The sequence below is a fragment of the Pseudoalteromonas sp. SCQQ13 genome (assembly GCF_015864415.1).
Classification (GTDB): Bacteria; Pseudomonadota; Gammaproteobacteria; order Enterobacterales; family Alteromonadaceae; genus Pseudoalteromonas; species Pseudoalteromonas nigrifaciens.
The window spans coordinates 1-23,224 of sequence record NZ_JADYXG010000011.1 but is presented as its reverse complement, the minus strand read 5'-3'; the positions used below and the strand labels follow the sequence as shown (position 1 = coordinate 23,224).

The window sequence follows — 23,224 nt, the reverse complement described above, 5'->3', positions numbered from 1 at the left end:
AGTTATTTATGTCAGAGTCAAATACTAAGTCTAATCCTAGCATTGAATTAACGACCGAAGGTCATGTAGCCATATTAACTATGTCAAACCCGCCAGCAAATACCTGGACCAAAGACACATTAATTGCCTTAAAAAACACCGTTAATAAGCTAAACAAAAATAAAAATATTTATGCACTAGTGCTTACCGGCGAAGGCGAAAAGTTTTTTAGTGCCGGTGCCGACTTAAACTTGTTTGCCGGTGGCGATAAAGGCGTAGCCGCCGAAATGTCGCGCGTATTTGGCGAAGCATTTGAAGCACTTAGTAACTTTAGAGGCGTGTCGGTTGCGGCTATTAATGGCTATGCCATGGGCGGTGGTTTAGAAGTAGCACTCGCGTGTGATATTCGTATTGCTGAAGAGCAAGCACAAATGGCCCTTCCTGAAGCTAAAGTAGGTTTACTACCGTGTGCTGGTGGTACACAAAACCTAGCATGGTTAGTAGGCGAAGGCTGGGCAAAACGCATGATTTTATGTGGCGAGCGCTTAAAAGCCGACAAAGCACTGCAAATTGGCTTAATTGAAGAAGTTGTTCCACAAGGCGAAAGCTTTGCTGCAGCACTTAAACTAGCTAACCAAGTGGCTGATCAAAGTCCGTCTTCGGTTGCAGCATGTAAAACATTAATTCAAAAAGGGCGTCATCAGCCTATGGCGAGCATTTTACCGCTAGAACGTGAGTTGTTTGTGGCCTTATTTGACACCGAAGATCAGCAAGAAGGTGTAAGTGCCTTTTTAGAAAAGCGTCGTGCAAATTGGGTGAATGGCTAATGAGCGGCTTAACATTATTAAATCATGCAGATGACGCAGTCGTATTCGAAACGGCAACCGCGTCAAACGGTGCTTTAATAGCGTTTGCTACGCTAAATGCACCAAAGTCGTTAAACGCCCTTAATTTTGAAATGATCAAACTATTAGAGCCGCAACTAAAAGCTTGGGCGCAAGACAGCAGTATTGCCATGGTGGTATTAAAAGGCGCAGGCGACAAAGCCTTTTGTGCTGGCGGCGATGTTGTAAGTTTGCACCACGCTATGGCTCAAGGCAGCGCAAGCGACTTAGTAGAGGATTTTTTTACGCAAGAGTATCGCCTTGACTATTTAATTCACTGTTACGAAAAGCCATTATTAGTGTGGGGTAACGGTATTGTAATGGGCGGCGGTTTAGGCTTAATGGCCGGTGCAAGCCACCGCGTAGTAACCGAAACATCGCGTATAGCAATGCCTGAGCAAACTATTGGCTTATACCCAGATGTTGGCGGCAGTTATTTTTTACATAAAATGCCTCACAGTGTTGGATTATTTTTAGGGCTTACGTCAGCGTCTATAAATTGCGACGATGCCCGTTTTGTTGCCCTTGCCGATCATTATGTAAAAGCAGACAAATACGATGCACTTTTAGCGGGTTTACTCAGCATTAAGTGGGGTAAAACGGCCAGCTTAAATCACGAAAAACTTACTACGCTGTTAACTGATTTAGATCAGCAATCAGGGCGTTTACCTAAAGGTAATATCAAAGCAAATTTGGCAACCATTCAAGAACTCGCTGAGTTTACTACGCTACAACAACAGGTTGACTATATTTTAAACTTAAACACAGACGACAAATGGCTACTAAAGGCGCAAAAATCGCTTAAGCATGGTTGTCCGCTAAGTTGTGCGTTAGTAAGCCGCCAATTAAAAACCAGTAAAGGCAAAAGCCTTGCTGAGTGTTTTAGAATGGAGCTAGGTATGTCGGTACGTGCCGGCGAAGTGGGTGAGTTTCAAGAAGGTATACGTGCATTGTTAATCGACAAAGACGGTGCGCCAAACTGGCAATACAAAACACTCAGCGACGTGCCAAGCTCAGTGTTAGATAGCTTTTTTGAAGATCGCTATGGCAATAACCACCCACTTAAACAATTACAACAAGGCTAAAGCTATGAGCAAACTCAATATAGGATTTATTGGTTTAGGCAATATGGGTGGGCCAATGGCGGCAAACCTTATAAAAGCAGGCCACACAGTAAGTGTGTTCGACTTAAACCAAAATACAGTTAACGAGCTAAAAATCAAAGGTGCAAATGCAGCCGCAGATGCAACGCAATGTGCCAACAACGTAGACATACTTATTAGCATGTTGCCTGCTGGCAAGCATGTTAAAGCGCTTTATTTGGGTGAAAACGGGCTAATTAACAGCTTAAGCAAAACCACCTTAGTTATTGATTGCTCAACCATAGATGCCGAATCGGCGCGCGTGGTTGGTAAAGAGTTAGCACAGCAAGGTATTAGCTTTGTAGATGCACCGGTATCGGGTGGCGTTGCAGGCGCAACCGCCGGCACACTTACCTTTATTGTAGGCGGCGATAAAGCCGCGTTCGACAAAGCCAATGCTGTGCTGGTTGATATGGGCAAAAATATTTTTCATGCAGGCGACATTGGCGCAGGGCAAGTTGCAAAAATATGTAATAACATGCTGTTGAGCATTTTAATGGCAGGCACCAGCGAAGCACTACAAATGGGTATAAATAATGGCCTAGATCCTAAAGTGCTTAGCGACATAATGACCGCAAGCTCAGGGCGTAACTGGACGTTAGAATTATATAACCCGTGTCCGGGTGTAATGGAGTCGGCTCCTGCAAGTAACGAATACAAACCAGGCTTTATGGTCGATCTAATGGCGAAAGATCTAGGCTTGGCAATGGAAGCAGCAAAACAAAGTAAATCAGCCACGCCAATGGGTTCAATGGCCAACGACTTATACGCTACATTGCAGCACCAAGGTGCGGGTACTGAAGATTTTAGTGCCATATTTAAATTATTTTCGAAGTAGGGGTAACGCGTGGAAATTAAAAATAACACGGTAGTAATAACCGGTGGCGCACAAGGCTTAGGTTTTGCTATGGCGCAAAAGTTTGCAAAAATGGGCGCAAACATTGCCCTAATCGATATGGCGCAAGATGCACTTAACACAGCAACTGAGCAATTAAGTCAACTTGACGGCGTAACTACGCGTATTCAAGGCTACGCTGCCAACGTTACCAACGAGAGCGAAATGGAAGCGGTATTTAACACCATTAATAGCGACTTTGGCCATATTGGTGTATTGATCAACAACGCCGGTATTTTACGCGATGGCATGTTTATTAAAGCTAAAGACGGCAAAGTAGTTAAAAAAATGTCGCTTGAGCAATTTCAATCAGTAATAGACGTAAACCTTACTGGCGTGTTTTTGGCAGGCCGAGAAGCTGCCAGCCATATGATTGAGTCGGGCAAAGGTGGCGTTATTGTAAATATGTCGAGCGTAGCGCGCGCCGGAAACATAGGGCAAACAAACTACGCAGCCTCTAAAGCAGGCGTTGTAGCGCTTACTACTACATGGGCTAAAGAGCTTGGCCGTTTTGGTATTCGCGTAGGCGCAATTGCACCAGGTGTTATAAGCACCGCAATGACCGACGTAATGAAACCAGAAGCTAAAGAGCGCATGCTTAGCGTAACTCCAGTAGGGCGTTTAGGTGAAACTGCAGAAATAGCCCATACCGCACAATATATTATCGAAAACGACTTTTTTACCGGTCGCGTAGTAGAAATAGACGGCGGCATTCGTTTGTAAAATGAATTGGTTTAAGATTAATTAAAAAAGCATAACTCTTGTGGGTTGTGCTTTTTTGTTTTAAATAGAGAAGTTTATAATCTTGAAAAAGGGCTAATAACCCCATTAGCACCTTGCTGTAAAACATGGGTATAAATTTGTGTTGTACGAATATCGCTGTGCCCAAGTTGTGTTTGTACTGTGCGTATATCAGCGCCGCTTTGCAGTAAGTGCGTAGCGAATGAGTGGCGCAAAGTATGTGGCGTAACGTGTTTATTAATGTGTGCATCAAAAGCCGCTTTTTTAACAGCGCGCTGTAATTGCTTTTCATCAATATGATGGCGCCTTAGCTGTTTACTCTCAGGATCAATACTGAGTTTATAAGATGGAAATACATATTGCCAACCCAGCTGTTTGTTATGATTTGGATGTTTTTTACGCAATAAATGAGGCATATACACGCGCGCAAAACAGCGGGTTATTTAGATCCAATTGTAAATAATTATCGACTAATTGAATTTGTGTTCGTATTTGTGGTATCAGCTCCTCTGCAAGCGTTACAACACGATTTTTGCCCCCTTTACCATCCCAAATTCGAACACAGTTATAATCAAAGTCAATATCTTGTATCCGCAAACGTAGTACCTCCATTAACCGCATACCGCTACCATAAAGTAGTGCACACGCTAAATAATGCTTTGTAATACAGTGTTTAAATAACGCTGAAACTTCTGTTTGTGTAAGCACAACGGGTAATTTTCTAGGGCGTTCACTTTTTACAAAATCTAATGATAATGAGAGAGGACTTTTAATTATTTCTTTATATAGAAAACTTAGCGCATTCAATGCCTGGGCTTGTGTGCCTTGCGCTACATTTTGCGAGTTTACTAAATGATTTAGATATAATTCTACTTGAGTATCCCCCATAGAGTTTGGGTGTTGCATATTATTAAAGCGGATATAGGCAGCTATCCAAAACAAATAAGCTTCAATAGTGCTTTTTGCATAACGCTTGCTATACATATGATCTTTAATCATGGTTAGAAAGAGAGATTTCATAAATGATATTCAATTATTTAAATATGATACTGTATATATAGACAGTTGTTTGTGTTTTGTCCAATAACATTATTAAAAGTCGTTTTGGGGTATTTTAATAACGGTGACTTTATAACATACGTAATTACTTGTTTACATTGTAGTTATTTAGTGGAATTATTGAGCCATGTAATATACGCCGTTTTGGGGTGTTATAAACCCCCAAAGTGGTGTTCAATAAGCTGTTAGCCATTTAAAGGATTATGCATTCATGCAAGGCTCTAAAGAAGTATTAGATTTACTTACTAAATTAAAAGATACACGCTTAAACTTAGCTATCTTCCTAGTATCTAATCTAGTGCTTGTTCTAATAAAAAATGAATTAATTACATTAAATACTGTATCTAAAACAGTACTTCAAGGTTTGGTTTTTGTTACCAGTATTCGGTTGGTTTATGCTGTTATTGGAGCAATTTTGGATTTTTTCAATAATAAAAAAACTTTAAAAAATAAAGGTGCTGAAGCTGCGTTAAAATTAGAGCAAGAAAAAGTAGCTGCAACACAAACCAAAGATAAAATGTTATCTAATTTTAAGCGATTAGATGTATTTCAACTTTATATAATCCAAGAGCTTAAAAGACAAAATCATATAACCATTACCAAGGGTGCACCTTTATTTACTTTAAAGAGCATGGACATTATTTACACCCCCGCAGTTGGCGAGAAAGCAGAATCTGCTTCATTAACTATCAAAGCAGGTGAATTATTAAATGCAAAAATTTGGGCCGAATTTGATGATCTAAAATATCGTGCAATAGAACGTTTTTTTATTGGACTCCAGCCTGAAGAAGTAAAGTGTTTTATTGAATTCCTCAAAAATGACAATATAAAAACTACTTATAATAATCGTGGTCATACAACATATTATGATCGCTATTACGTGTTCAAAAAGTATTCAGATACTATTTTGTTCTCCCAACCTCATAGAGGTTCAGCGTATACAATAGATCCAATAGCCAAAGATGTACTTTACAGTATTTATGGTGAAGAGAACGGTGCAGTAAATGGCTAACAATAAATTCAACAAGGACAAAAAACAGTTGGCTTTTTGTTCACTCCGTTCACCTATTTTAGCCAACAATTTTTTGCCTGTTAATTAGGCGTTATATTTATTTCAAATTAGGAAGCTGTCGTGAGTGGTAATTTAAAGTTAGATATTTTTATTGTTGGTTTAATGCTTATACCAATAATTATTCAATTCGTACCTGTAGTTTCAGGTCTATTCATTAACTCAGAAAAAAAAACTCATTTCTCAGTTATTTCATTTCCACCGTCTATTTATATTATTTTTCTGTCAGGCTTTGGTAACAATTTGCTGGGTCAAGTTATTGTAGGTTTAGCTTTTATAGTGTTTTTTTGCACCTACGCTGCAGCATTGTCTTATTTAGTTCAAGCTAATAAAGTGGCTAAATAATAAATATAACAAGAGCCTCAATTCGCTCACAAGTTCGCTCGGACAATTAACAATGGGTTATTGTCGCTGCGCTCAATAATTTTAACCCATTGTTAATCGCCGCTTAGGCAGGCGTTATGTGTAAAGGAGAGTATCTACGATGGATCGTCAATCACGTAAATTCAAAATATTTGCTGCAATAATTACTATCCCACTATTTACAGTACTCTTATTCGGGTACAGCTTTGTTATCTTTATGTATGCTGATGGATTAAGCGATATTAAGTATTACTTCTTACTCGGTTTAGGTTTTATCGGTATTCTCTTATGGGCTAAAATGTCCGTGAACACGGTTAAAGAAATAAAATTGCTTAAGGTGTAATTTACACATAACAAGCAAATAAATCAGGACAAATAACAGTTGGTTTTTGCTCCTGCGTCGCTGGTTTTAACCAACTGATATTTGCCCATTATTTGGGCGTTATGAGCTACCAATCATGAAGAATTTGGCACTATCAATTCTATTATTATTTTCTGCTCATGCGATGGCTAGTAGTGGTCCTGAAGTTGTGGAGCTGACTCAATCATCGGCGATAGAATTGGGGTTTACCGTTTCGGTCAAGTTCGAAGGTCCTTCCACCCAAGTACGACTAAAGGGCCCAATAAAGAGCATTGATTCTTGCCCAGCATCAAGAAGCGGTACCTTCTTGCTCGATGCTAAAGGTGAGGAGCTTATGGTTCATATCACAGAGCTTCCACTTTCACAGGAGCAACCGGAGGCATTGGGTTACTACATTAATAAAAGTCACACTATGGGCGTATTTATAGATTACTTGTGTTCGCAAGATGGCGTGGCCAAAAGTAAACGGTACACTGTGCCATCAATTAGCAACTGGCTCATAACAAGGCCATCAAATTGATCGCTTTACGCCGCGCTTCAAGCGGCAATTTATGGCGGCGTTATAGGGCTTTGTCTTAGTCCGCGTGATTGCAATTTTTAGAGGGCGTAAATCATTTCTATAATTATTAGTGACCAGACTACATGGCCTGTGGATGTAATTGAATTCCTAGAATCAAATTATGAAATATTTTTGGGTTGGGAGTGTAGCTGTCCAAGAATTTCCTCTGCCCGTGAGTATGATCCTGCAATATATAAAATGCGGGACGTTTTGAGAAAGTACTCATTAATCGGTTATCACTGCACGAAACTAACAGTTGACGAAATAAAGGAAATTCGTACCAACGGAATGCTTTTGCAAAATGCCGCTTCGCTAAAAAACAGAGTTTCTTGTCTTAAAGATAGTGGCTTGCTAAGTGCGGATATTGCACAGGAACTAATGAATAGAAATCAGGCAGATGATGGTAATCGTGCGAATATGTTGTGGTTTTGTTTCTTCGAGCCTTATCTAGCTGGTCGTTCCGGGATTGAACGGTTCTTTCGATCTTGGGGTGGTGAGGCGCTTTATAATTCTCATGAAGACCATCCGGTTACCGGCAATGCTCTTTTTAATATAGGAACTCCTTGCGTCATTAAAGCTAAAGTTCCCATTGCGTCACTGAGAGATAGCTACTACCCAGATTCCTCAATGATAAGAGCATTTTTATCGAAACGTGGTCATCAGCTTGAAAACGAAATTGAGCATGAGGGGTTTAGCTCTAGAAGAATAGACCCTCAGAATATTATTGAAATAGTCGAGTATCCTAGTGATCAATTTAATGCGCTCACAAAATGCGATACATGGGATGCTTGTGATGCAACCCTATAACAAGACCAGCCAGAGGGACCAAAAAACCGCCGCTTCGCTTCGGTTTTTCGGCCCCTGCTGGCGGCGTTAAGTGTTTAGCAGGCAAGGAGCACAAATGAGCAAGTATTACCCTCCAGTTTTTGAAGAACAACAATTTCATTGTATACATTGTGGCGTTTACGCTAAACAGTATTGGAATAATTTAAAACTAGAAACACACCAGCACTATAAAGAAACAAATTTTAGGTACAGCCAATGTCACCATTGTGGCGAATTTTGTTATTGGTATGAAGGTCGAATGATTATTCCATCTGAGGCTCCAGTTGCCCCACCACATATCGATCTACCAGCTATATGTCTTGATGATTATAATGAAGCAAGAGATATTGTAGCTCGTTCGCCAAGAGCTGCAGCAGCCTTATTAAGACTGACAATTCAAAAGTTGTTAGCTGAATTGGGAGAGAAAGGACAAAACATTAATGAAGATATTGGTTCTCTCGTAAAAAAAGGTTTACCTGTCGAGGTTCAACAAGCGTTGGATTATTGCCGGGTCGTTGGAAATAATGCCGTTCACCCCGGTGAAATAGATTTAAACGATGATCCAAATATTGCTCACAGCCTTTTTGAAATGATTAATTTCATAGTGGAGGTTAGAGTTTCTCAACCTAAAAAAGTTGCCGCTTTATACAATATATTGCCTGAGGGCGCTTTAAAGGCTGTTGAGAAAAGGGATCAGGCTAAAGAAAACACTTAACAACACGCTCTGAGGTGGACGACTAGTAAAATTTAGCTATTAATTGCAAATTTTAAAAGTGGTGAGCCTCTGCGTTTTAATGCTGCTAAATACGTTGATTCATCGTAGGGTGTATTCGTTTTTCAACACTTAAACACGATCCTTATCCATTTAAATGCCTGTGATCTAATAATGCTGTTATGCGGTTTCCTTCGGTCTATTTCTCACTATTTAGCTCTTGCCATTCGCTGGTGGTTATCGTTAAATAACAGTATGTTATTTAAACGGTGATCTTCCTTCAGAGGGCATTCACGTTATAAGTTGATGCCCATGTCGGGCGTACACAGCAGTGTGTATGGGATGTGCTAGGAGGTAATTTGAAAAAGTTGTTTTATTTACTCATCTGTTTCACTGTTATTTCAGGGTGTTCTGAATCACCGAAATCACGTTTTGTTTACTACAAAAGTGTGGAGCCAGTATTATGTAACTTGGTGGTTGGGTTATCACAAGAAGATAATCAACTTATGTACAAAGTTACAACAAATGCTCGCTCTGCGAAAGGCAGTTATAAGAAAAGAGGGCAACACATTGTATTCTCTGGCTTGTATGCTTCAGAATCGGCCGGTAATTCAAAAATTGAAGTAAGTGCGTTGCAGCAAGGTGATACGTTAACAATTCAAAATTACGGTAATAGTATGAATTCGTACACGCTTTTTTCTGAATGCGAAAGTAAGTATATTTCCCTAGTTAAAGAGCGCATATAAGTCGTTTAAATGAAATAAAAACAGTTGGTTATTGCTGAGCGATTTAAAGCAACAATATTTATCTGCTTAACAAGTTGTTTGGTTTTTTTACAGTAAAAGGATTTTTTGTAGTATGAAAAAACTGTCTATTTCTCTTATCTTAATTTTATTAGGTTGTGCCGTGCAACCTCAGCACTATGATTCTATCGTAGATATGACCCACACCCAGGCTAAACAAGATCACATTAAATTTATCAAGCAGGTTCGAGGGCACCACGATAGTGATCTTTTTGACACTCACAAAATGTTAGCAAAAGCCTTCAAACAATCAGCAGGGCTGCTTGTTATAAATAATGATTTTTTGCGAAAATTGAAAGCTAATTTCACCAAAAAATAACAAGGTCATCAAAAGGGCATGCGCAGTTTAGCAAATATAACTAGACGCTATTGCGGTATCCTATGATGTTTTATGGACCTAGGGGTAGAGCTGTCACTATTAAGTTGTGACCTATTACCGTAGATTTATTTAATAGCGGTTAAGATATATATGAGCATTAATGAAGAAACTAAATTAAGTGTCGATCAAAATCGACTGTTTTACCAACAAATGCGCACAACGACTCCGCTGCAGGCTGTGGTTGCCACTGGCTGGTTTGGCGTGTTGATGTATCACGACTCTTCAATTATACCGATATTTTGGCTGGTCATTTTTCTGGCTTTTCTCACTTTTCGGTACTCAGTTTACTTGAAGATTAAAGTGCAGGATGATTATAAAATTGCAAGCCAAATCAACGCGGTTAATCGTAATGCCCTGATCGCTGCTGCATTAAATGGACTGCTTTGGTCTACTTTCTACGTCTATTCGTTTTATCATCTTTCTGAGCAGTGGATGTTGCTTTTTGCAGCTTTCGTTGTTGTTTTAATGGCCTCTGGTTTTATTACGCTTACGGTTCATAAACAATCTTTTTATGCATTTTTCTCCTGCTTTATTGTTCCAATAATAATTTTTACATTTATGTTTAATGATATGGGAGATACATTATTTTTTATGGCATTAATGTACATATTTTTTGGGATTAATATCTTGTCACTGTACAAAAACATTAACAAAACTATTATTGATAGCTTGAAAAGTGTTATTGAAAATAAACGTTTGGCGAGTCGGCTTCAAGAACTTAGTAATACAGATAGTTTGACAAAACTATCGAATCGTCGGCATTTTGAAGAAGAAAGTAATCGTTTTTTTGAAAAAGCTGTGGAATTAAAGCAAAAAGTAGCCATTGTGATGATAGATATTGATTTCTTTAAGTTATATAACGATAACTATGGCCATTTACAGGGAGATAATGTGATCGAACAAGTAGCAAAAGGGGTGAAAAACGCGCTACTAAAGAACTCAGATCTTATTGCTAGGTATGGTGGAGAAGAGTTTATTGTGATGTTAACAAATACTAGTGAAGCTGAGGCCGAAAAAATGGCGAAAAAGCTGGTTAGCATTGTCGAGGCTCTTGAAATTGAACACAAGTATTCTACAGTGAGTCCTTTTGTGACCATTAGTTTGGGTATGGCAATAGTCGCCCCAGCGGATAACTTAATACTCAGAGAGCTTATTGATAAAGCTGACCACGCGCTCTATCAAGCAAAATCTGCAGGACGAAATCGCTACTGTATTCACTCTTAATAAATGAAAAATAAAAGGACAGGCATAAAATATTTGCCTGTCCTTTTCTAAACCTAAATACGTTCCTTATCTATTTAAATGCAAGTAAGCTAATAATGCTGTTATGTGGTTTACTTTTGCCTTTGCCTTTGTTACTCAAAAGGCACTGTGCTGAATTCAATCAGCTATTTACAAAACCCCAGCCTGCACAGCTGGGTTTGTACTAAACATGCGGGTAGGATAGCGCGCCAATGAGCCCACACTGTGCATTTAATTTGGTTATGGGTTATGGTTATGTTGTTTTTTTAGCTTGGGCAATAAAGTCATTTAAGTAGTCTATATGCTGCTCGTTGTTACGAATACCTACAAATATTTGTTTGTTAATACCTTGCTCTCCAAACCTTAGGCTTTTGATAGGCATAGTTTTAGAATACTCGTCTATTAGCCAGCCTGGTAAAGCACAAATGCCGCGACCCGCAGCGACCATTTGTAGCATGATTTCGGTTGTTTCAATGGTTTTGTGTTTTTTTACTGAGCACTTTGCTGGATTAAGAAACTGGCTAAAAATATCAAGCCTTAGCGGCTCTACAGGGTAACTAAACAATACTTCTTCGCTTAGCTGCTCGGGTAATACAAACTCTTGTGTTGCAAGTTTATGGGATTTAGCAACTACGAGTCTGTGTTCGTAGTTAAACACAGGTATGTAGCTTATTTTAGGTTTAAAGAGTGGATCGGGAGTTATTAGTACGTCAATTTCGTAGCTTAGTAATGCACCTAAGGCGCCAAACTGAAACTCCTGCTTTACGTCAATGTCTATGTCTGGCCAGTGCTCTAAATAGGGCTCAATTACTCTAAGCAACCATTGGTAACAAGGATGGCACTCCATGCCAATACGTAGCGAGCCTAGTTCACCTTTAGCAATTTGATTTAGTAATAACTCAGTGTGTACAAACTGCGGTAATACTCTGTTTGCCAGTGTTTGAATATGCTCGCCAGCCGCTGTAAGGCGCAAATTTCGACCGTCTTTTTTCCATATTGGCGTACCAACTTGGCCTTCTAGTTTTTTAATACTGTGACTTAGTGCCGATTGCGATAAGTACAACGAATTTGCTGCCTTAGTTAGGGTTCCATGTTCTTTTATGGCGGTTAGTATTTCTAAGTGGATCCTTTCCAGCACAAGTTAACTCCTATCTATAATTTAGCTTTAATGATGACTGATATTCATTGGTTGATGAAATTATATCATTTTATCAAGCAAACAAGTTTATTTACTATTAAGGTGGGAATAACTAATTATAACAATACGTTATATTAAACTTAGCGAGAGCTGAGTTTGTAGAGCATGCTAACGTAATTGTTTTATTTAAAAACCTAAAAGCAGGGGCTGTAATTACCTCGTAAATTGACTGAAAGGTCTTTGTTGTGATTAAAAATAGAAGTAATAATTAATGAATATCATTGAATTTATAACAAGTAATATATCTACTTTGTTGGCACTGGTAGCCACAGGCGTATTTGCTGGTATTTTAGCAGGCTTACTCGGTGTGGGCGGTGGAATTGTAATTGTGCCTGTGTTGTTTTTTTTGTTTCAGAGCTTTGGGGTATCGCCCGAATCTGCAATGTTAATTGCAACAGCCACGTCTTTGGCAACCATAGTGCCTACATCTATTAGTTCAATTAGGTCTCACAATAAAAAAGGCAATGTAGACTTTAACCTTTTAAAACGTTGGGCTGCATTTATTCTTATAGGTGTATTGCTGGGTAGCTGGTTAGTTACTCGGGTTGATGGCAAGTTGCTTACGATATTGTTTGGGGCAATAGCGCTGTTATCTGCACTTAATATGCTGTTTAGAACGGGCAAGTCGGCGTTGTATCAAAAACTGCCAGGTACAGTAGGGCAAAGTGTTATGGGCGCATTTATTGGCTTTTTAAGCTCTATGGTGGGAATTGGTGGCGGCACTATTTCGGTGCCATTACTTACTTTATATAACTATCCTGCTCATAAGGCCGTTGGTACAGCTGCAGCAATTGGGTTAATTATTTCATTGCCTGGTGCGCTAACTATGTTGATATTGGGCAGTACGCCAATTGATGCGCCAGCGGGTACGTTTGGTTTGGTTAACTTATTTGGCTTTGCATGTATTGTACCGCTAACCGTACTGTTTGCGCCTGTAGGCGCGTCGTTAGCTGCAAAACTAGATGCAAGTAAACTGAAAAAGATATTTGCTTGTGTACTATTAATTACTGGTTTACGCATGTTAGGGCAAGTGTTTTTATAGGTTTTTAATTTAGTTATTGTTTGTTTAAAAAAGAATGCCCGGCATAGGAGCTCTATGGCGGGCATTCTTTTACATAACTATATTGAAGTGCTTATATTAGTTGGATTATATAGGTTTATTTGTTGGGCTAACTTTTGTTAGCTAGTTCTTTGCGAATTATTTCTGCTCCTGCACTTAAGGCATTTAACTTAGCGTTTGCTACATTACGCGCTAAAGGAGCCATACCACAGTTGGTACAAGGGTAGAGCTTGTCGGCATCAACATATTTAAGCGCTTCGCGCAGGGTATTAGCAACTTCTTCGGGTGTTTCTATGGTGTCGGTTGCTACATCAATAGCGCCTACCATCACTTTTTTGCCGCGAATAAGTTCAAGTAGCTCCATTGGTACATGAGAGTTATGACATTCTAGCGAAATAATATCTATATTCGATTGCTGTAACTTAGGAAACGCTTCTTCGTATTGGCGCCATTCTGAGCCTAATGTTTTTTTCCAATCAGTATTGGCTTTAATGCCGTAGCCGTAGCAAATATGCACCGCGGTTTCGCATTTTAGTCCTTCAATTGCGCGCTCTAAACAGGCAATACCCCAGTCATTAACTTCATCAAAAAATACATTAAATGCTGGTTCATCAAATTGGATAATATTTACCCCTGCAGCTTCTAACTCTTTGGCCTCTTGATTAAGAATTATGGCAAATTCCCACGCAAGTTTTTCGCGACTTTTATAATGATCGTCATAAAGGGTATCTATCATTGTCATTGGGCCTGGCAAAGCCCATTTTATTGGCTGGTTAGTTTGCTGGCGTAAAAATTTAGCATCTTCAACAAAAACCGGCTTTTGTCGACTAACAGGGCCAACAACCGTTGGTACACTTGCATCGTACCTATCGCGAATTTTAACGGTTTTACGCTTTTCAAAATCAACACCGTTGAGGTGCTCAATAAAGGTGGTAACAAAGTGTTGCCTGGTTTGCTCGCCATCACTGACAATATCAATGCCTGCTTGTTGCTGATCGTGTAATGACAAGCGAAGGGCGTCTTGCTTACCTTCAATTAGTTCATCGTCTTGTAACTTCCAAGGCGACCAAAGTGTTTGTGGTTGTGCAAGCCAAACCGGTTTAGGCAAACTGCCCGCAGTTGACGTAGGTAATAGTGTATTGCTAATAAGTGTTTTCATGATAAATAGTGCCGTATATTTAAAGTTATAATTGAACCTAGCTATTGAGCGAAACTGTTAAGCGCCGCTTTTAAACGTAATTGGCAGAGAATTGTTCAAGCACAGTTTGGTATGGCTTAATTAGGTGCTCTTCGGTAAATTTTCCCTGCTGGCTGGCCATTTGGCTACGCTCTTCTCGATCATAAACAATTTGCGTTAATGAATGATCTTGGTTGTTCAAATTTGGTTGATAAGACTTTCCTGCAGGTGCATTTGCATTGTAAATTTCAGGTCGATAGATTTTCTGAAATGTTTCCATGGTACAAATAGTGCTTATAAGTTCAAGGTTAGTGTAATCATTAAGTAAGTCACCAAAAAAGAAAAATGCTAAAGGCGCTACACTGTTTGGTGGCATAAAATAACGTACCTGCAAGCCCATTTTTTTGAAATATTGCTCGGTTAAAGATGACTCATTTGGCAGGTATTCAACGCCTAAAATAGGGTGCTGGTTTTGAGTTTGATGATACGTTTTGTTATCAGAAACACTAATACATATTACAGGTAGTTTATTAAAATTTAGTCTGTAAGTACTTGAGTTAACAAAATGCTGAAACAGCTTGCCGTGCAGCTCACCAAAGTTATCTGGGATACTAAATTTAGGTTGATTTTTATTATGATTTTGCAGCAATACGCTAAAGTCATAATCGCGCACATAAGAGGAAAAGTTATTACCTACAATGCCTTCAATGCGTTTATTAGTTTTATGATCAACAATAATTGTTTTTAATATTTCTATTGATGGAAAAGTATTACCACTGCCTTTAATATCTAAATCTACAGAAATAATCTCGAGTTCGACAGAGTAACGATCTCCTTTAGCGTTATCCCAATTCGCTAAAGCATTAAAGCGGTTATCAATCATTTTTAACGCGTTGCGCAAATTAGCTTGGCGGTATTTTCCTCTTGCCAAGTTAGCAAAGTTGGTTGTAAGGCGCGTATCGTTAGATGGCTGATAACTTTCATCAAGAGAAGTGCTCTTAATAGTAAATTTAAAGTCTTTTTTCATGATTTTTGGTATCCATTTATATAATTAAAGCTGAATTTTTTGTTTAACTTCTGAGGTTTTCGGTAATATCTTCAGATTTCCCTGTCAGTAGTCACCACAGTATTTTTTATTTTTACCTAAAGGCTTAATTGCAACCAAGTGCAGTGCGGCTAAAGGTAAAAGCAAGAATGTATTTTATACGTTGTTATTATTATGAATAAAATTGATTTAATTTCATTTATACATGAGTAATGCTCATTGATTTCTTTTATCGCTAGTTTTGCTGCGTTTATTAGCGTGGCTGTAGGTTTGTGAGGTGCATTTTTGAGGAGGAATAAGTTAAGTGAAATAATGTTTATTTAATCTAATAAAGCTAAGCAAAAGTATGTAGTAGCTGCTTATAAGTAAATAAACTTCTTTTTGTTTTATGTAAATAATTGAACTGAAATAGGAACTCGGCTATGGTTTATTTAGTAATAACAATAAATTAAAGCGAGTAGGTTTTAACACTCGTTAAGTAAAATCATATCAAGGATTAAATATGAAGATTCAAGCAAATGTAGGAACTATAGATATTTTAGGGCATTTAATACTGTGGTTTATTTTAATACTAATAACGTTTGGTATAGGCGCGTTCTTTTTTCCTTATTCGTTTTCTAAGTTTATTTTGAATCGCTCTGAGTTAATTGACGAACACGGTAATGCAAGAAAAATGGTTTGTAATACAGATATTTTTGGCAGCATTGGCCATGTAATTCTTTGGATTATAATTTCAATACTTACCCTTGGCCTTGGTTATGCCTTTTATTTTTATAAGGTGTGGAACTACTCTTTAAATAATACAACTATTGAGTAATTAGCCTTTATACGGCGCATTCGTTTATTAAACAAACTAAATTAAAAAACATAACTTTAATAGGGTTATGCTTTTTTGTTTTAAGTAAAAAAGTTGAGGGTAAATACCATAAAACGAATAAAGGAGCTAACCCGATAATAAGTAAGCACCTCATAATGCTTAAAAAGAGAAGTTTTATAAACAAAGTTTAATTTTAAATAATGCTATGTAGATATACAGCACGCTGTATTACAGGCTCAAGCGGAATAAACTCATTAGGTAAGTTACTGTTGATTGTTGCACTCAAACGCAGTGATTTATTATTAACCAAGCGTTATACGCTCAGGAACATATATTTATGCCACACGTAGAAATAAAATATTCAGATAACTTAAAAATAAACACAAAAGAAGTTTTTGATGTTATAGAGCAGATTATAAATAACAAAGACGCCAGTGCTGGGGTATGTAAGTCAAGAGCTTACCCATGCTTAGAATATAAGTACTCGCATATTCTCATTACAATATCGTTATTAACTAAGCCTCACCGAAATAAAGAATTTACATTAGCATTAAGTACTGAGCTAGAGGCATCTATAAAAAAACACCTTAAACAAAGCGTGTATTTTTCGTTAAATATAGAATACAGCCAAGCTTATTACACCACCAATGTTCACCTTGTTGATGGCGATATTTTGGCAGAAACATAAGGCTTATTACTATCTCCTCTTCGAATAAGGGACAGGCATAAAAATCATTTAAACTTTAAATATAATAGTGGACAGGCATAAAAAATGGTAATTCCCTCGCTTTGAACTACTGTTTATATATACATGTAAAAACAGAGTGCTAAACATGACCCGTGCCAGAAAATCACTCATAGATTTATCAGCAACACCTTATTACCACCTAATTGCGCGTTGTGTTCGCCGTGCTTTTTTGTGTGGCGATGATAAATACTCAGGCAAAAACTTTGACCACCGTAGGGAGTGGCTTGTTAAGCGGATGAAATTACTGAGCGATGTATTTGCCATTGATATAGCTGCTTACGCTATTATGAGTAATCATTATCATGTTGTGGTTAAAGTAAATAAAAACAAAGCGCTTGATTGGTCTGTTGAAGAGGTTATAAGGCGTTGGTATAAGTTATATAAACAAGGAGACTCTTTGGTTGAACGCTTTTTAAATGGCGAGAAATTAAATGAGGCTAGCTTATATATTTTTAGTGAAATTATAGCAACATGGCGAGCACGACTTTATGATATTAGCTGGTATATGAAAAATCTTAATGAATATATTGCCAGGCAAGCAAATAAAGAAGATAACTGCACAGGAAAATACTGGGAAGGGCGTTATAAATCCCAAGCACTATTAGATGATAAGGCCATTTTAAGTTGCATGGCGTATGTTGATTTGAATCCAATTAGAGCGAAAATAGCTACAGAACTTGAAAACAGTGATTTCACATCAATTCAAGAGCGTAAACATAAATATAAAAACACGCCAAAAAATAGTAAACAACCTGCACAAAAATCAGAGCTTTTTGAGCACAAAAGCCAGCCAATGCAATTACTTAAATTGGGTAGTAATGCAGAACCAGACACGATCCCATTTAGATTAATAGACTATTTAGAGTTAGTAAGTTGGAGTAGTCGTTATTTTACTTGCAATAAACAACGGGAAGTAAGTAAAAATGTACCCAATATATTAGCCAAATTAAATATAGAAGAGGGTGAGTGGCTAAACGCAATTCAGCATTTTCGTAGGCAATATGCAAACTTTGCAGGGAGTAAAGTAAGGTTAATGAATTTAGCTGCGCAGAACCAAGCTAAGTGGTACAAAGGTGTTGGTTAATCTGTAAGTTATTTTATGCAAAATAAATACGAGCATCCGCTGTTTTTTTGTTCTAACCAGTAAAATTTACTCTTATTGTTTTGGCGGAAGTAAGCAGTTGGTGTGATTAATTAAAACAATAAAACAACAATGATTTGAGGTCGTTCATAGCTCTGTGTCAGCTTAAGTTAGCAAATATCCATCATATGAAGTGTAAGCCTCTAACTCTCGTTAAAATCTCCCTAAAATCGAATAAACTTTAACTGTTGTAATTCAATGAAAGCCATACACTGGAGTAAATAATAAATAAACTGCGCATTTGCTTTTTAATAAAAATTAAATGCCTGTCCCATATAAAATTTTTGAAATTAAATAAACACTCTGCTTTTGTGCGAGTGTTTATTCATTGTATAGCTTAGTTAAGGGTAGCGTGCTTTAAAAATTTGCTAGCTTTTCAGCGGCTATTGCTGCGTTATTTATTACTCCAAGTTCTTGAAACTTAATACGTCCTTGCTCGTCTAAACCTGTCATTAAGTTGGAGTGATTAACTTCATTGTTGTCTATGTTTTGAAACTTTATATTTAATACCATGGCTAAACTACGAACGTCTTGTGGTGTGCCGGTTAATAAACTCCAGTTTTGTAAATTTAATTTTCGGCTTTGTGCAAATTCTTTTAGTACTGCAGGTGTATCTGTGTCGGGCGTTAACGAGACTAAAATAAAACCTACGTCTTGTTTTTCAGTCTCACTCAGCTTATTTTCAATGGCTTGCATGGTAGAAACAATAGTAGGGCAGGTATGTAAGCAGTGTGTATAAATAAGGCTTATGACTTGTTTTTTACCGCTAAAGCTACTTAAAGTACGTTTATTAGCGTCTTGATCTAACCATGTACTGTTAAGCTGATAAACAGAGTTTTGTGGTATATTTTGCGAGTAAGCGTATGAGCTGGCAAGCATGCATATCAGCCCTAATATTTTGAGTGTTATATTATTAGAAATAATAGCTGGGTTATATTTTATCATTTTTTATTCCTTTGATTTCGCACAGCGAAACCCTAAATTGGGTAAAGTATATTTGGCCTGCAAACTAGATCGAAAGCCAAAGCGCATAAATGCGGCATAATCACTGGGATCAGCAGCGCCTTGTGCTCCTGCGGCGCAAAATAATTTTTGATTTATATCACTATCACCACGGGACTCGCCGCTGACCAAAGCGGAGTTAAAATCCTCTGTCCATTCCCAAATTAAGCCGTGTAAGTCTTGTGCTCCCCAATAGTTTGCTGGGTTAGTACCAACCTCGGGGAGCTGTTTGCTACTAGGGCGGCTATACCATTGTAAAATACGTTGGTTATAGCTTTTCTCTAGGCTGCCATTGGGCTGGGTTGCACTGGCACTGGCAACACGTTCCCACTGAGCAACGGTGGGTAAGCTTTTATTAAGTGAATGGCAATAAGCTTGGGCTGCAAACCACGAGACGTTAACTACAGGGCTGTTTAATTGCCCTTGAGACGGCTGCTTTGGAGTTAGATTTTGTTGCCAATGTTGTAAATATTGAGCCTCCGCAAATATGCTAGGTATTTGCTGTGACTGCCAACGAGGGTTATTTATTACAAACGTTAAATATTGCGCGTTAGTCACAGGCGTAACATCTATGCTAAAAGCGCCCACAAATGTTTGTGGGCTGTTTTTATTCATATAAAGCGGCCTGTAGTTACCCGCGGGCAGCGCTACCATTTTAGGAGGCTCTGCCAGTGTCAGTGTCATCGTTAATAAAGAAAAAATCATGTTACTTGCGCTGCTTAGCAACTTGTTCAGCAGAGACTTTTCCGCCGGCGTTATCCCAGTTATTTAGTACAAAGGTAATAACATTGGCAATATCTTCGTCATTTAGGTTCATTGCTGGCATTACGCCGTTGTAGTTAACGTTATTAACTTTAATCGGACCCGATAAGCCTTTAATAATCGCATTAACACCTAAAAGTGGGTTGTTGTTCAAATAATCAGACTTTGCTAAAGGCGGGAATGCTCCGGGAATACCTTCGCCATTAGCTTGATGGCAAGCCATACAGTTAGCTTCATAAACACGTTGGCCGAAACGTATTTGTTCATCTTTATTGTTGGCTGTTATTTTAGTAAAAGTATTGTCTAACGACTGTATTGCTGAACCTTCTGGTAAATATACGTTTTCAGCTGTTTTGCCTGTAAAAATAGAATGGTCGTCAGGACCTTCTACTTTTAGCATTGCGAGTGCACCTTTGTTAAATGCTCTAAAAATAGAATGATCGACCAAAATAAAGGTGCCCGGTACTTCTAGTTTAAATTCCACAATGGCAGCGCCGCCAGCGGGGATCAATGTGGTTTGTACGTTGTGATTTTTTAAACTGCCGCCTTCTACATAAACGGTATCAAAAATTTCGCCTATTACATGAAAAGAAGAAACCAAGTTAGGGCCACCATTACCAATATATAATCGAACTGTTTCACCTACTTTAGCGGTTAAAGAGTTTTCATCTGTGGTACTGCCTACTGAGCCATTAAATACTACGTAGTCGGCGTCTTCATCTATTGCTTTTGCCATATCAAAAGGTTGCAAGCCAGCTTCACCAAATTCACCTTTAGTATAAAAATCCCCTTGTACTAAATAATACTCTCGGTCTACGGGCGCAAGGCCTTCTTTTGGTTCAACTAAAATTAAGCCATACATGCCATTGGCTATGTGCATACCAACAGGAGCCGTGGCGCAATGATAAATATAAAGCCCAGGATTAAGTGCTTTAAAATTAAATGTTGAAGTGTGTCCTGGGGCCGTAAATGACGATTCCGCGCCACCACCTGGGCCTGTTACCGCATGTAAGTCAATATTGTGCGGCATTTTTGAGCTAGGGTGATTTGAGAGGTTAAACTCAATTTCATCACCTTCTCTAACTCGAATAAAACTCCCTGGTACGGTTTCACCAAATGACCAAAATACATATTCAACGCCATCGGCAATTCGCCCTACTTGTTCTCTTGTTTCTAGGTTGATAACTACTTTTGCACTGTGATCTCTATTAATGGCGGGCGGCACCATAGGAGGGGGGGTTAGTATTGCTTGTTCAGTTTTTAAATTACTGGCAGCAAGTAGGTTACCACTAAATAAAATAGCTATTAGAGGGAGCCATAGGGTGTGCTTATTAGGTTGTATTTTCATTTTATATTTTCCATTATAAATGACGATTAACTTAGTATTGCGCTTAAGTGCAAAAATGACTTGATACAGATCAATTAACTGCCGATGAGCAAAAGTTTAGTACTGATCAGCAATGTTAACGAGTTTGATTTTAAATCTATTGTTTGTTTTTATTGAGGTATAGCTTTTTATGAGTGAGTTTACGATTTATTGTTGTAAGCATGCTGTTAACTTTTTTTGGAAACTATATAATTAAATTTATATCAATAAGGATGATGATGATGACAAATAAAGTAGAGGTTTCGGCCAAAAGTGGAATGCATTTTAAGTTTTACAGTGATGACGTAGAAGTTACTTATTACTGCTCGCCCGTATCGGGAAAAGAAGTTGTAAAAGTTAACGGTGAGATAGTTAGCGAAGCACAAAACTTTAAGTTTAGCTCTACTCATCAGTTTGAAATAAATGGCAACCCGGCCAAAATTAGGCTAAAAGCCCACGGTTTAACTAAAAACGTGACACTTTGTGAGTTTTTTGTGGCTGATGAATTAGTTAAAGCTTATAAACTTACTTACGGTACCAAAGGTAAAGTTCCGCTTATGGCTCAGCTTGTTATTAGTGTTATTGCCGCTGCAGTGGGTTGGTTTTTTGCAGCACAGTTTTTATCATCTTGGTTAGCTTTTGCAATAATGATAGCGGTTTTAGGATTAGCAGTGTTTAAATTTGAAAAGCCAAGCTGGGAATGCGAAGAGGTTTAGTAACGCCTTCATAAAACTTTAAATTACCTACCTTATATCCCGTATTTTTAACACTGCAGCGAGCCTTAGTTGCAGTGATTTTATTTAACTAATAAAGTTAACAAAATTTATTGCTCATTTACCTATTCGAGTAGTAGTATAGCCGACCTTTTTAGCTCAGTAACTGAGCTAAATACTACTATGAAAATTTAGGTTATTAATGAAGTTATGTATTGTCGGTTTTTTATTTGCGTTTAGTGCCTGTTTTAGTTCCCTTGCTTTAGCGCAAACTACGCAAGAGTATAGTGCTGTGCAAAATGTTTCAGCAGATGCGGCGGGTCATATAAAAGTTGAGACGTTAACTAACATTGAACCTAATAACAGCTACGACTGGCACATTCATTCCTACTGGGAAAACCGCTATGTTACTGAAGGGCGTGATAACTTAGCAAATAAAGGGATTACCTCAGTATCTACAGAGCTAAATTATGAAAATTTCATAATTATTCCTTGGTTTGCTAAAGGCATTAATACCGATTATTCAGAAGTGAATTTAAATATAATATACGCAACGGTATTATCAAAAAACCTTGAGCTATTAAGTGGGTATAGTGCAATTGCCTCGCGCGAAGAAAGCAGTAACGCTTACGATAATGAGGTTAGCCTTGAGCTTATTTACTCTTTTGCACAGCAGGTTCAGCTTATAAGTAGTTTATATTATTCATTTGATGCACAAGGTGCTTTTTTAGATGTTGCGCTAAATAAACATTATCAATTAACGCCCGTATTACAGCTTGATTTTAAAACCAGTGTTGGCTTTAATACAGGGTATGTGGCCGATGGGCATAATGGTGCTAATCATGTGCAATTTAGTACCAATTTATCTTACTCAGTAATAAAAAACATGCAGTTATACGCATATAGCAACTATAGTTTTGCTATTAATAAAGATTCAAACCGCTATGCCGACGATGAATTATTACAAGATGTATTTTGGGCGGGTCTTGGTTTAAGTTATCAATACAGATAGCGCCGATAAATATAAGTTAAATAGTCATTGTGCTAGATCATTAAAAGCTTACTTTAAACACTGTAAAAGTTTTAAACGCGCTAAACTTCTTAAGTAACCTGAGCTCCGGATAATAAACTTATCTCAAGCAGCTGTTTTCAGCGCTAACTGCGTTGAATTTACTTGCAATA

Annotated in this window: 25 protein-coding genes and 2 pseudogenes; 19 read left to right on the top strand and 8 right to left on the bottom strand. The window is 38.0% G+C overall.

What is annotated here, in order from left to right:
- Positions 1–8: 8 nt before the first annotated feature.
- Genes I6F41_RS10400 through I6F41_RS10385 form a run of 4 tightly spaced genes read left to right on the top strand, consistent with a single transcriptional unit; the run spans position 9 to position 3,623 of the window.
- Positions 9–806 carry an enoyl-CoA hydratase gene (locus I6F41_RS10400; RefSeq protein ID WP_011328137.1) on the top strand — a complete coding sequence of 266 codons (798 nt, stop codon included), beginning with the start codon at positions 9–11 and terminating at the stop codon, positions 804–806.
- Complete coding sequence (locus I6F41_RS10395; protein ID WP_197108341.1) at positions 806–1,948, top strand: enoyl-CoA hydratase/isomerase family protein; 1,143 nt, start codon at positions 806–808, stop codon at positions 1,946–1,948. The genes I6F41_RS10400 and I6F41_RS10395 overlap by 1 nt, the downstream gene beginning before the upstream one ends.
- Positions 1,949–1,952: 4 nt before the next feature.
- Positions 1,953–2,843, top strand: coding sequence for a 3-hydroxyisobutyrate dehydrogenase (gene mmsB, locus I6F41_RS10390; RefSeq protein ID WP_197108340.1), 891 nt, complete (start codon positions 1,953–1,955; stop codon positions 2,841–2,843).
- 9 nt (positions 2,844–2,852) lie between these two features.
- Positions 2,853–3,623: an SDR family oxidoreductase gene (locus I6F41_RS10385; protein WP_086996146.1), complete on the top strand. Its 771-nt coding sequence runs from the start codon at positions 2,853–2,855 to the stop codon at positions 3,621–3,623.
- Positions 3,624–3,697: 74 nt separating this feature from the next.
- Here the strand turns inward: I6F41_RS10385 and I6F41_RS10380 are convergent.
- Positions 3,698–4,661 (bottom strand): annotated as a pseudogene (locus tag I6F41_RS10380) (integron integrase).
- A gap of 250 nt (positions 4,662–4,911) precedes the next feature.
- On the opposite strand from I6F41_RS10380, the gene I6F41_RS10375 reads away from it, so the two are divergent.
- The 6 genes from I6F41_RS10375 (at position 4,912) to I6F41_RS10355 (ending at position 8,592) form a co-directional block, all read left to right on the top strand.
- Positions 4,912–5,712 carry a hypothetical protein gene (locus I6F41_RS10375; protein WP_197108339.1) on the top strand — a complete coding sequence of 267 codons (801 nt, stop codon included), beginning with the start codon at positions 4,912–4,914 and terminating at the stop codon, positions 5,710–5,712.
- Positions 5,713–5,832: 120 nt separating this feature from the next.
- Positions 5,833–6,114, top strand: a complete 282-nt coding sequence (locus tag I6F41_RS10370; RefSeq protein ID WP_182683325.1) for a hypothetical protein — start codon at positions 5,833–5,835, stop codon at positions 6,112–6,114.
- Positions 6,115–6,253: 139 nt separating this feature from the next.
- Entirely contained in the window at positions 6,254–6,475 is a 222-nt protein-coding gene (locus I6F41_RS10365) for a hypothetical protein (RefSeq protein ID WP_011328142.1), read from the top strand.
- Positions 6,476–6,590: 115 nt separating this feature from the next.
- Positions 6,591–7,013 carry a hypothetical protein gene (locus I6F41_RS18035; RefSeq protein WP_231613501.1) on the top strand — a complete coding sequence of 141 codons (423 nt, stop codon included), beginning with the start codon at positions 6,591–6,593 and terminating at the stop codon, positions 7,011–7,013.
- Between the two features lie 129 nt (positions 7,014–7,142).
- Positions 7,143–7,859 carry a hypothetical protein gene (locus tag I6F41_RS10360; protein ID WP_197108338.1) on the top strand — a complete coding sequence of 239 codons (717 nt, stop codon included), beginning with the start codon at positions 7,143–7,145 and terminating at the stop codon, positions 7,857–7,859.
- Between the two features lie 94 nt (positions 7,860–7,953).
- On the top strand, positions 7,954–8,592 hold the full coding sequence (locus I6F41_RS10355) for a DUF4145 domain-containing protein (RefSeq protein ID WP_231613499.1): 639 nt from the start codon (positions 7,954–7,956) through the stop codon (positions 8,590–8,592).
- A gap of 32 nt (positions 8,593–8,624) precedes the next feature.
- Here the strand turns inward: I6F41_RS10355 and I6F41_RS18190 are convergent.
- Positions 8,625–8,780, bottom strand: a pseudogene (locus I6F41_RS18190) (IS110 family transposase); the annotation flags it as partial.
- 168 nt (positions 8,781–8,948) lie between these two features.
- On the opposite strand from I6F41_RS18190, the gene I6F41_RS10350 reads away from it, so the two are divergent.
- From I6F41_RS10350 to I6F41_RS10340, 3 genes are all read left to right on the top strand, one after another.
- Complete coding sequence (locus tag I6F41_RS10350; RefSeq protein ID WP_197108336.1) at positions 8,949–9,335, top strand: hypothetical protein; 387 nt, start codon at positions 8,949–8,951, stop codon at positions 9,333–9,335.
- Positions 9,336–9,447: 112 nt separating this feature from the next.
- Complete coding sequence (locus I6F41_RS10345) at positions 9,448–9,711, top strand: hypothetical protein (RefSeq protein WP_197108334.1); 264 nt, start codon at positions 9,448–9,450, stop codon at positions 9,709–9,711.
- Positions 9,712–9,861: 150 nt separating this feature from the next.
- Positions 9,862–10,995, top strand: a complete 1,134-nt coding sequence (locus tag I6F41_RS10340; protein ID WP_197108332.1) for a GGDEF domain-containing protein — start codon at positions 9,862–9,864, stop codon at positions 10,993–10,995.
- A 271-nt stretch (positions 10,996–11,266) separates the two neighbouring features.
- On the opposite strand, the gene I6F41_RS10335 is transcribed toward I6F41_RS10340, so the two are convergent.
- Complete coding sequence (locus I6F41_RS10335) at positions 11,267–12,151, bottom strand: LysR family transcriptional regulator (RefSeq protein WP_182676721.1); 885 nt, start codon at positions 12,149–12,151, stop codon at positions 11,267–11,269.
- Between the two features lie 271 nt (positions 12,152–12,422).
- Between I6F41_RS10335 and I6F41_RS10330 the strand changes: the two genes are divergently transcribed.
- The gene (locus I6F41_RS10330; RefSeq protein ID WP_197108330.1) at positions 12,423–13,253 is read left to right on the top strand and encodes a sulfite exporter TauE/SafE family protein; all 831 of its coding nucleotides are present in this window, start codon (positions 12,423–12,425) and stop codon (positions 13,251–13,253) included.
- A gap of 127 nt (positions 13,254–13,380) precedes the next feature.
- On the opposite strand, the gene I6F41_RS10325 is transcribed toward I6F41_RS10330, so the two are convergent.
- Positions 13,381–14,430, bottom strand: coding sequence for a methionine synthase (locus I6F41_RS10325; RefSeq protein ID WP_011328150.1), 1,050 nt, complete (start codon positions 14,428–14,430; stop codon positions 13,381–13,383).
- 70 nt (positions 14,431–14,500) lie between these two features.
- A complete protein-coding gene (locus I6F41_RS10320) occupies positions 14,501–15,475 on the bottom strand; it encodes a DUF1852 domain-containing protein (protein ID WP_011328151.1) in 975 nt (324 codons plus the stop codon).
- Positions 15,476–15,995: 520 nt separating this feature from the next.
- Here I6F41_RS10320 and I6F41_RS10315 point away from each other — a divergent pair.
- From I6F41_RS10315 to I6F41_RS10305, 3 genes are all read left to right on the top strand, one after another.
- Positions 15,996–16,310 (top strand): DUF6693 family protein, encoded by a 315-nt coding sequence (locus tag I6F41_RS10315; RefSeq protein ID WP_182676717.1) that lies wholly within the window; start codon positions 15,996–15,998, stop codon positions 16,308–16,310.
- 337 nt (positions 16,311–16,647) lie between these two features.
- Positions 16,648–16,998, top strand: coding sequence for a hypothetical protein (locus tag I6F41_RS10310; protein ID WP_011328153.1), 351 nt, complete (start codon positions 16,648–16,650; stop codon positions 16,996–16,998).
- A 145-nt stretch (positions 16,999–17,143) separates the two neighbouring features.
- A complete protein-coding gene (locus I6F41_RS10305; RefSeq protein WP_197108328.1) occupies positions 17,144–18,142 on the top strand; it encodes a transposase in 999 nt (332 codons plus the stop codon).
- Between the two features lie 414 nt (positions 18,143–18,556).
- Here the strand turns inward: I6F41_RS10305 and I6F41_RS10300 are convergent, their stop codons facing one another.
- Genes I6F41_RS10300 through nirK form a run of 3 tightly spaced genes read right to left on the bottom strand, consistent with a single transcriptional unit; the run spans position 18,557 to position 21,311 of the window.
- Complete coding sequence (locus I6F41_RS10300; RefSeq protein WP_011328155.1) at positions 18,557–19,144, bottom strand: SCO family protein; 588 nt, start codon at positions 19,142–19,144, stop codon at positions 18,557–18,559.
- 3 nt (positions 19,145–19,147) lie between these two features.
- Complete coding sequence (locus I6F41_RS10295; protein WP_182683332.1) at positions 19,148–19,906, bottom strand: formylglycine-generating enzyme family protein; 759 nt, start codon at positions 19,904–19,906, stop codon at positions 19,148–19,150.
- Between the two features lies 1 nt (position 19,907).
- Positions 19,908–21,311, bottom strand: a complete 1,404-nt coding sequence (gene nirK / locus I6F41_RS10290; protein ID WP_197108326.1) for a copper-containing nitrite reductase — start codon at positions 21,309–21,311, stop codon at positions 19,908–19,910.
- Positions 21,312–21,571: 260 nt separating this feature from the next.
- Between nirK and I6F41_RS10285 the strand changes: the two genes are divergently transcribed.
- Positions 21,572–22,045: a hypothetical protein gene (locus I6F41_RS10285; protein ID WP_197108324.1), complete on the top strand. Its 474-nt coding sequence runs from the start codon at positions 21,572–21,574 to the stop codon at positions 22,043–22,045.
- A gap of 199 nt (positions 22,046–22,244) precedes the next feature.
- Positions 22,245–23,054: a hypothetical protein gene (locus I6F41_RS10280; protein WP_197108322.1), complete on the top strand. Its 810-nt coding sequence runs from the start codon at positions 22,245–22,247 to the stop codon at positions 23,052–23,054.
- The last annotated feature ends 170 nt before the right edge of the window (positions 23,055–23,224 follow it).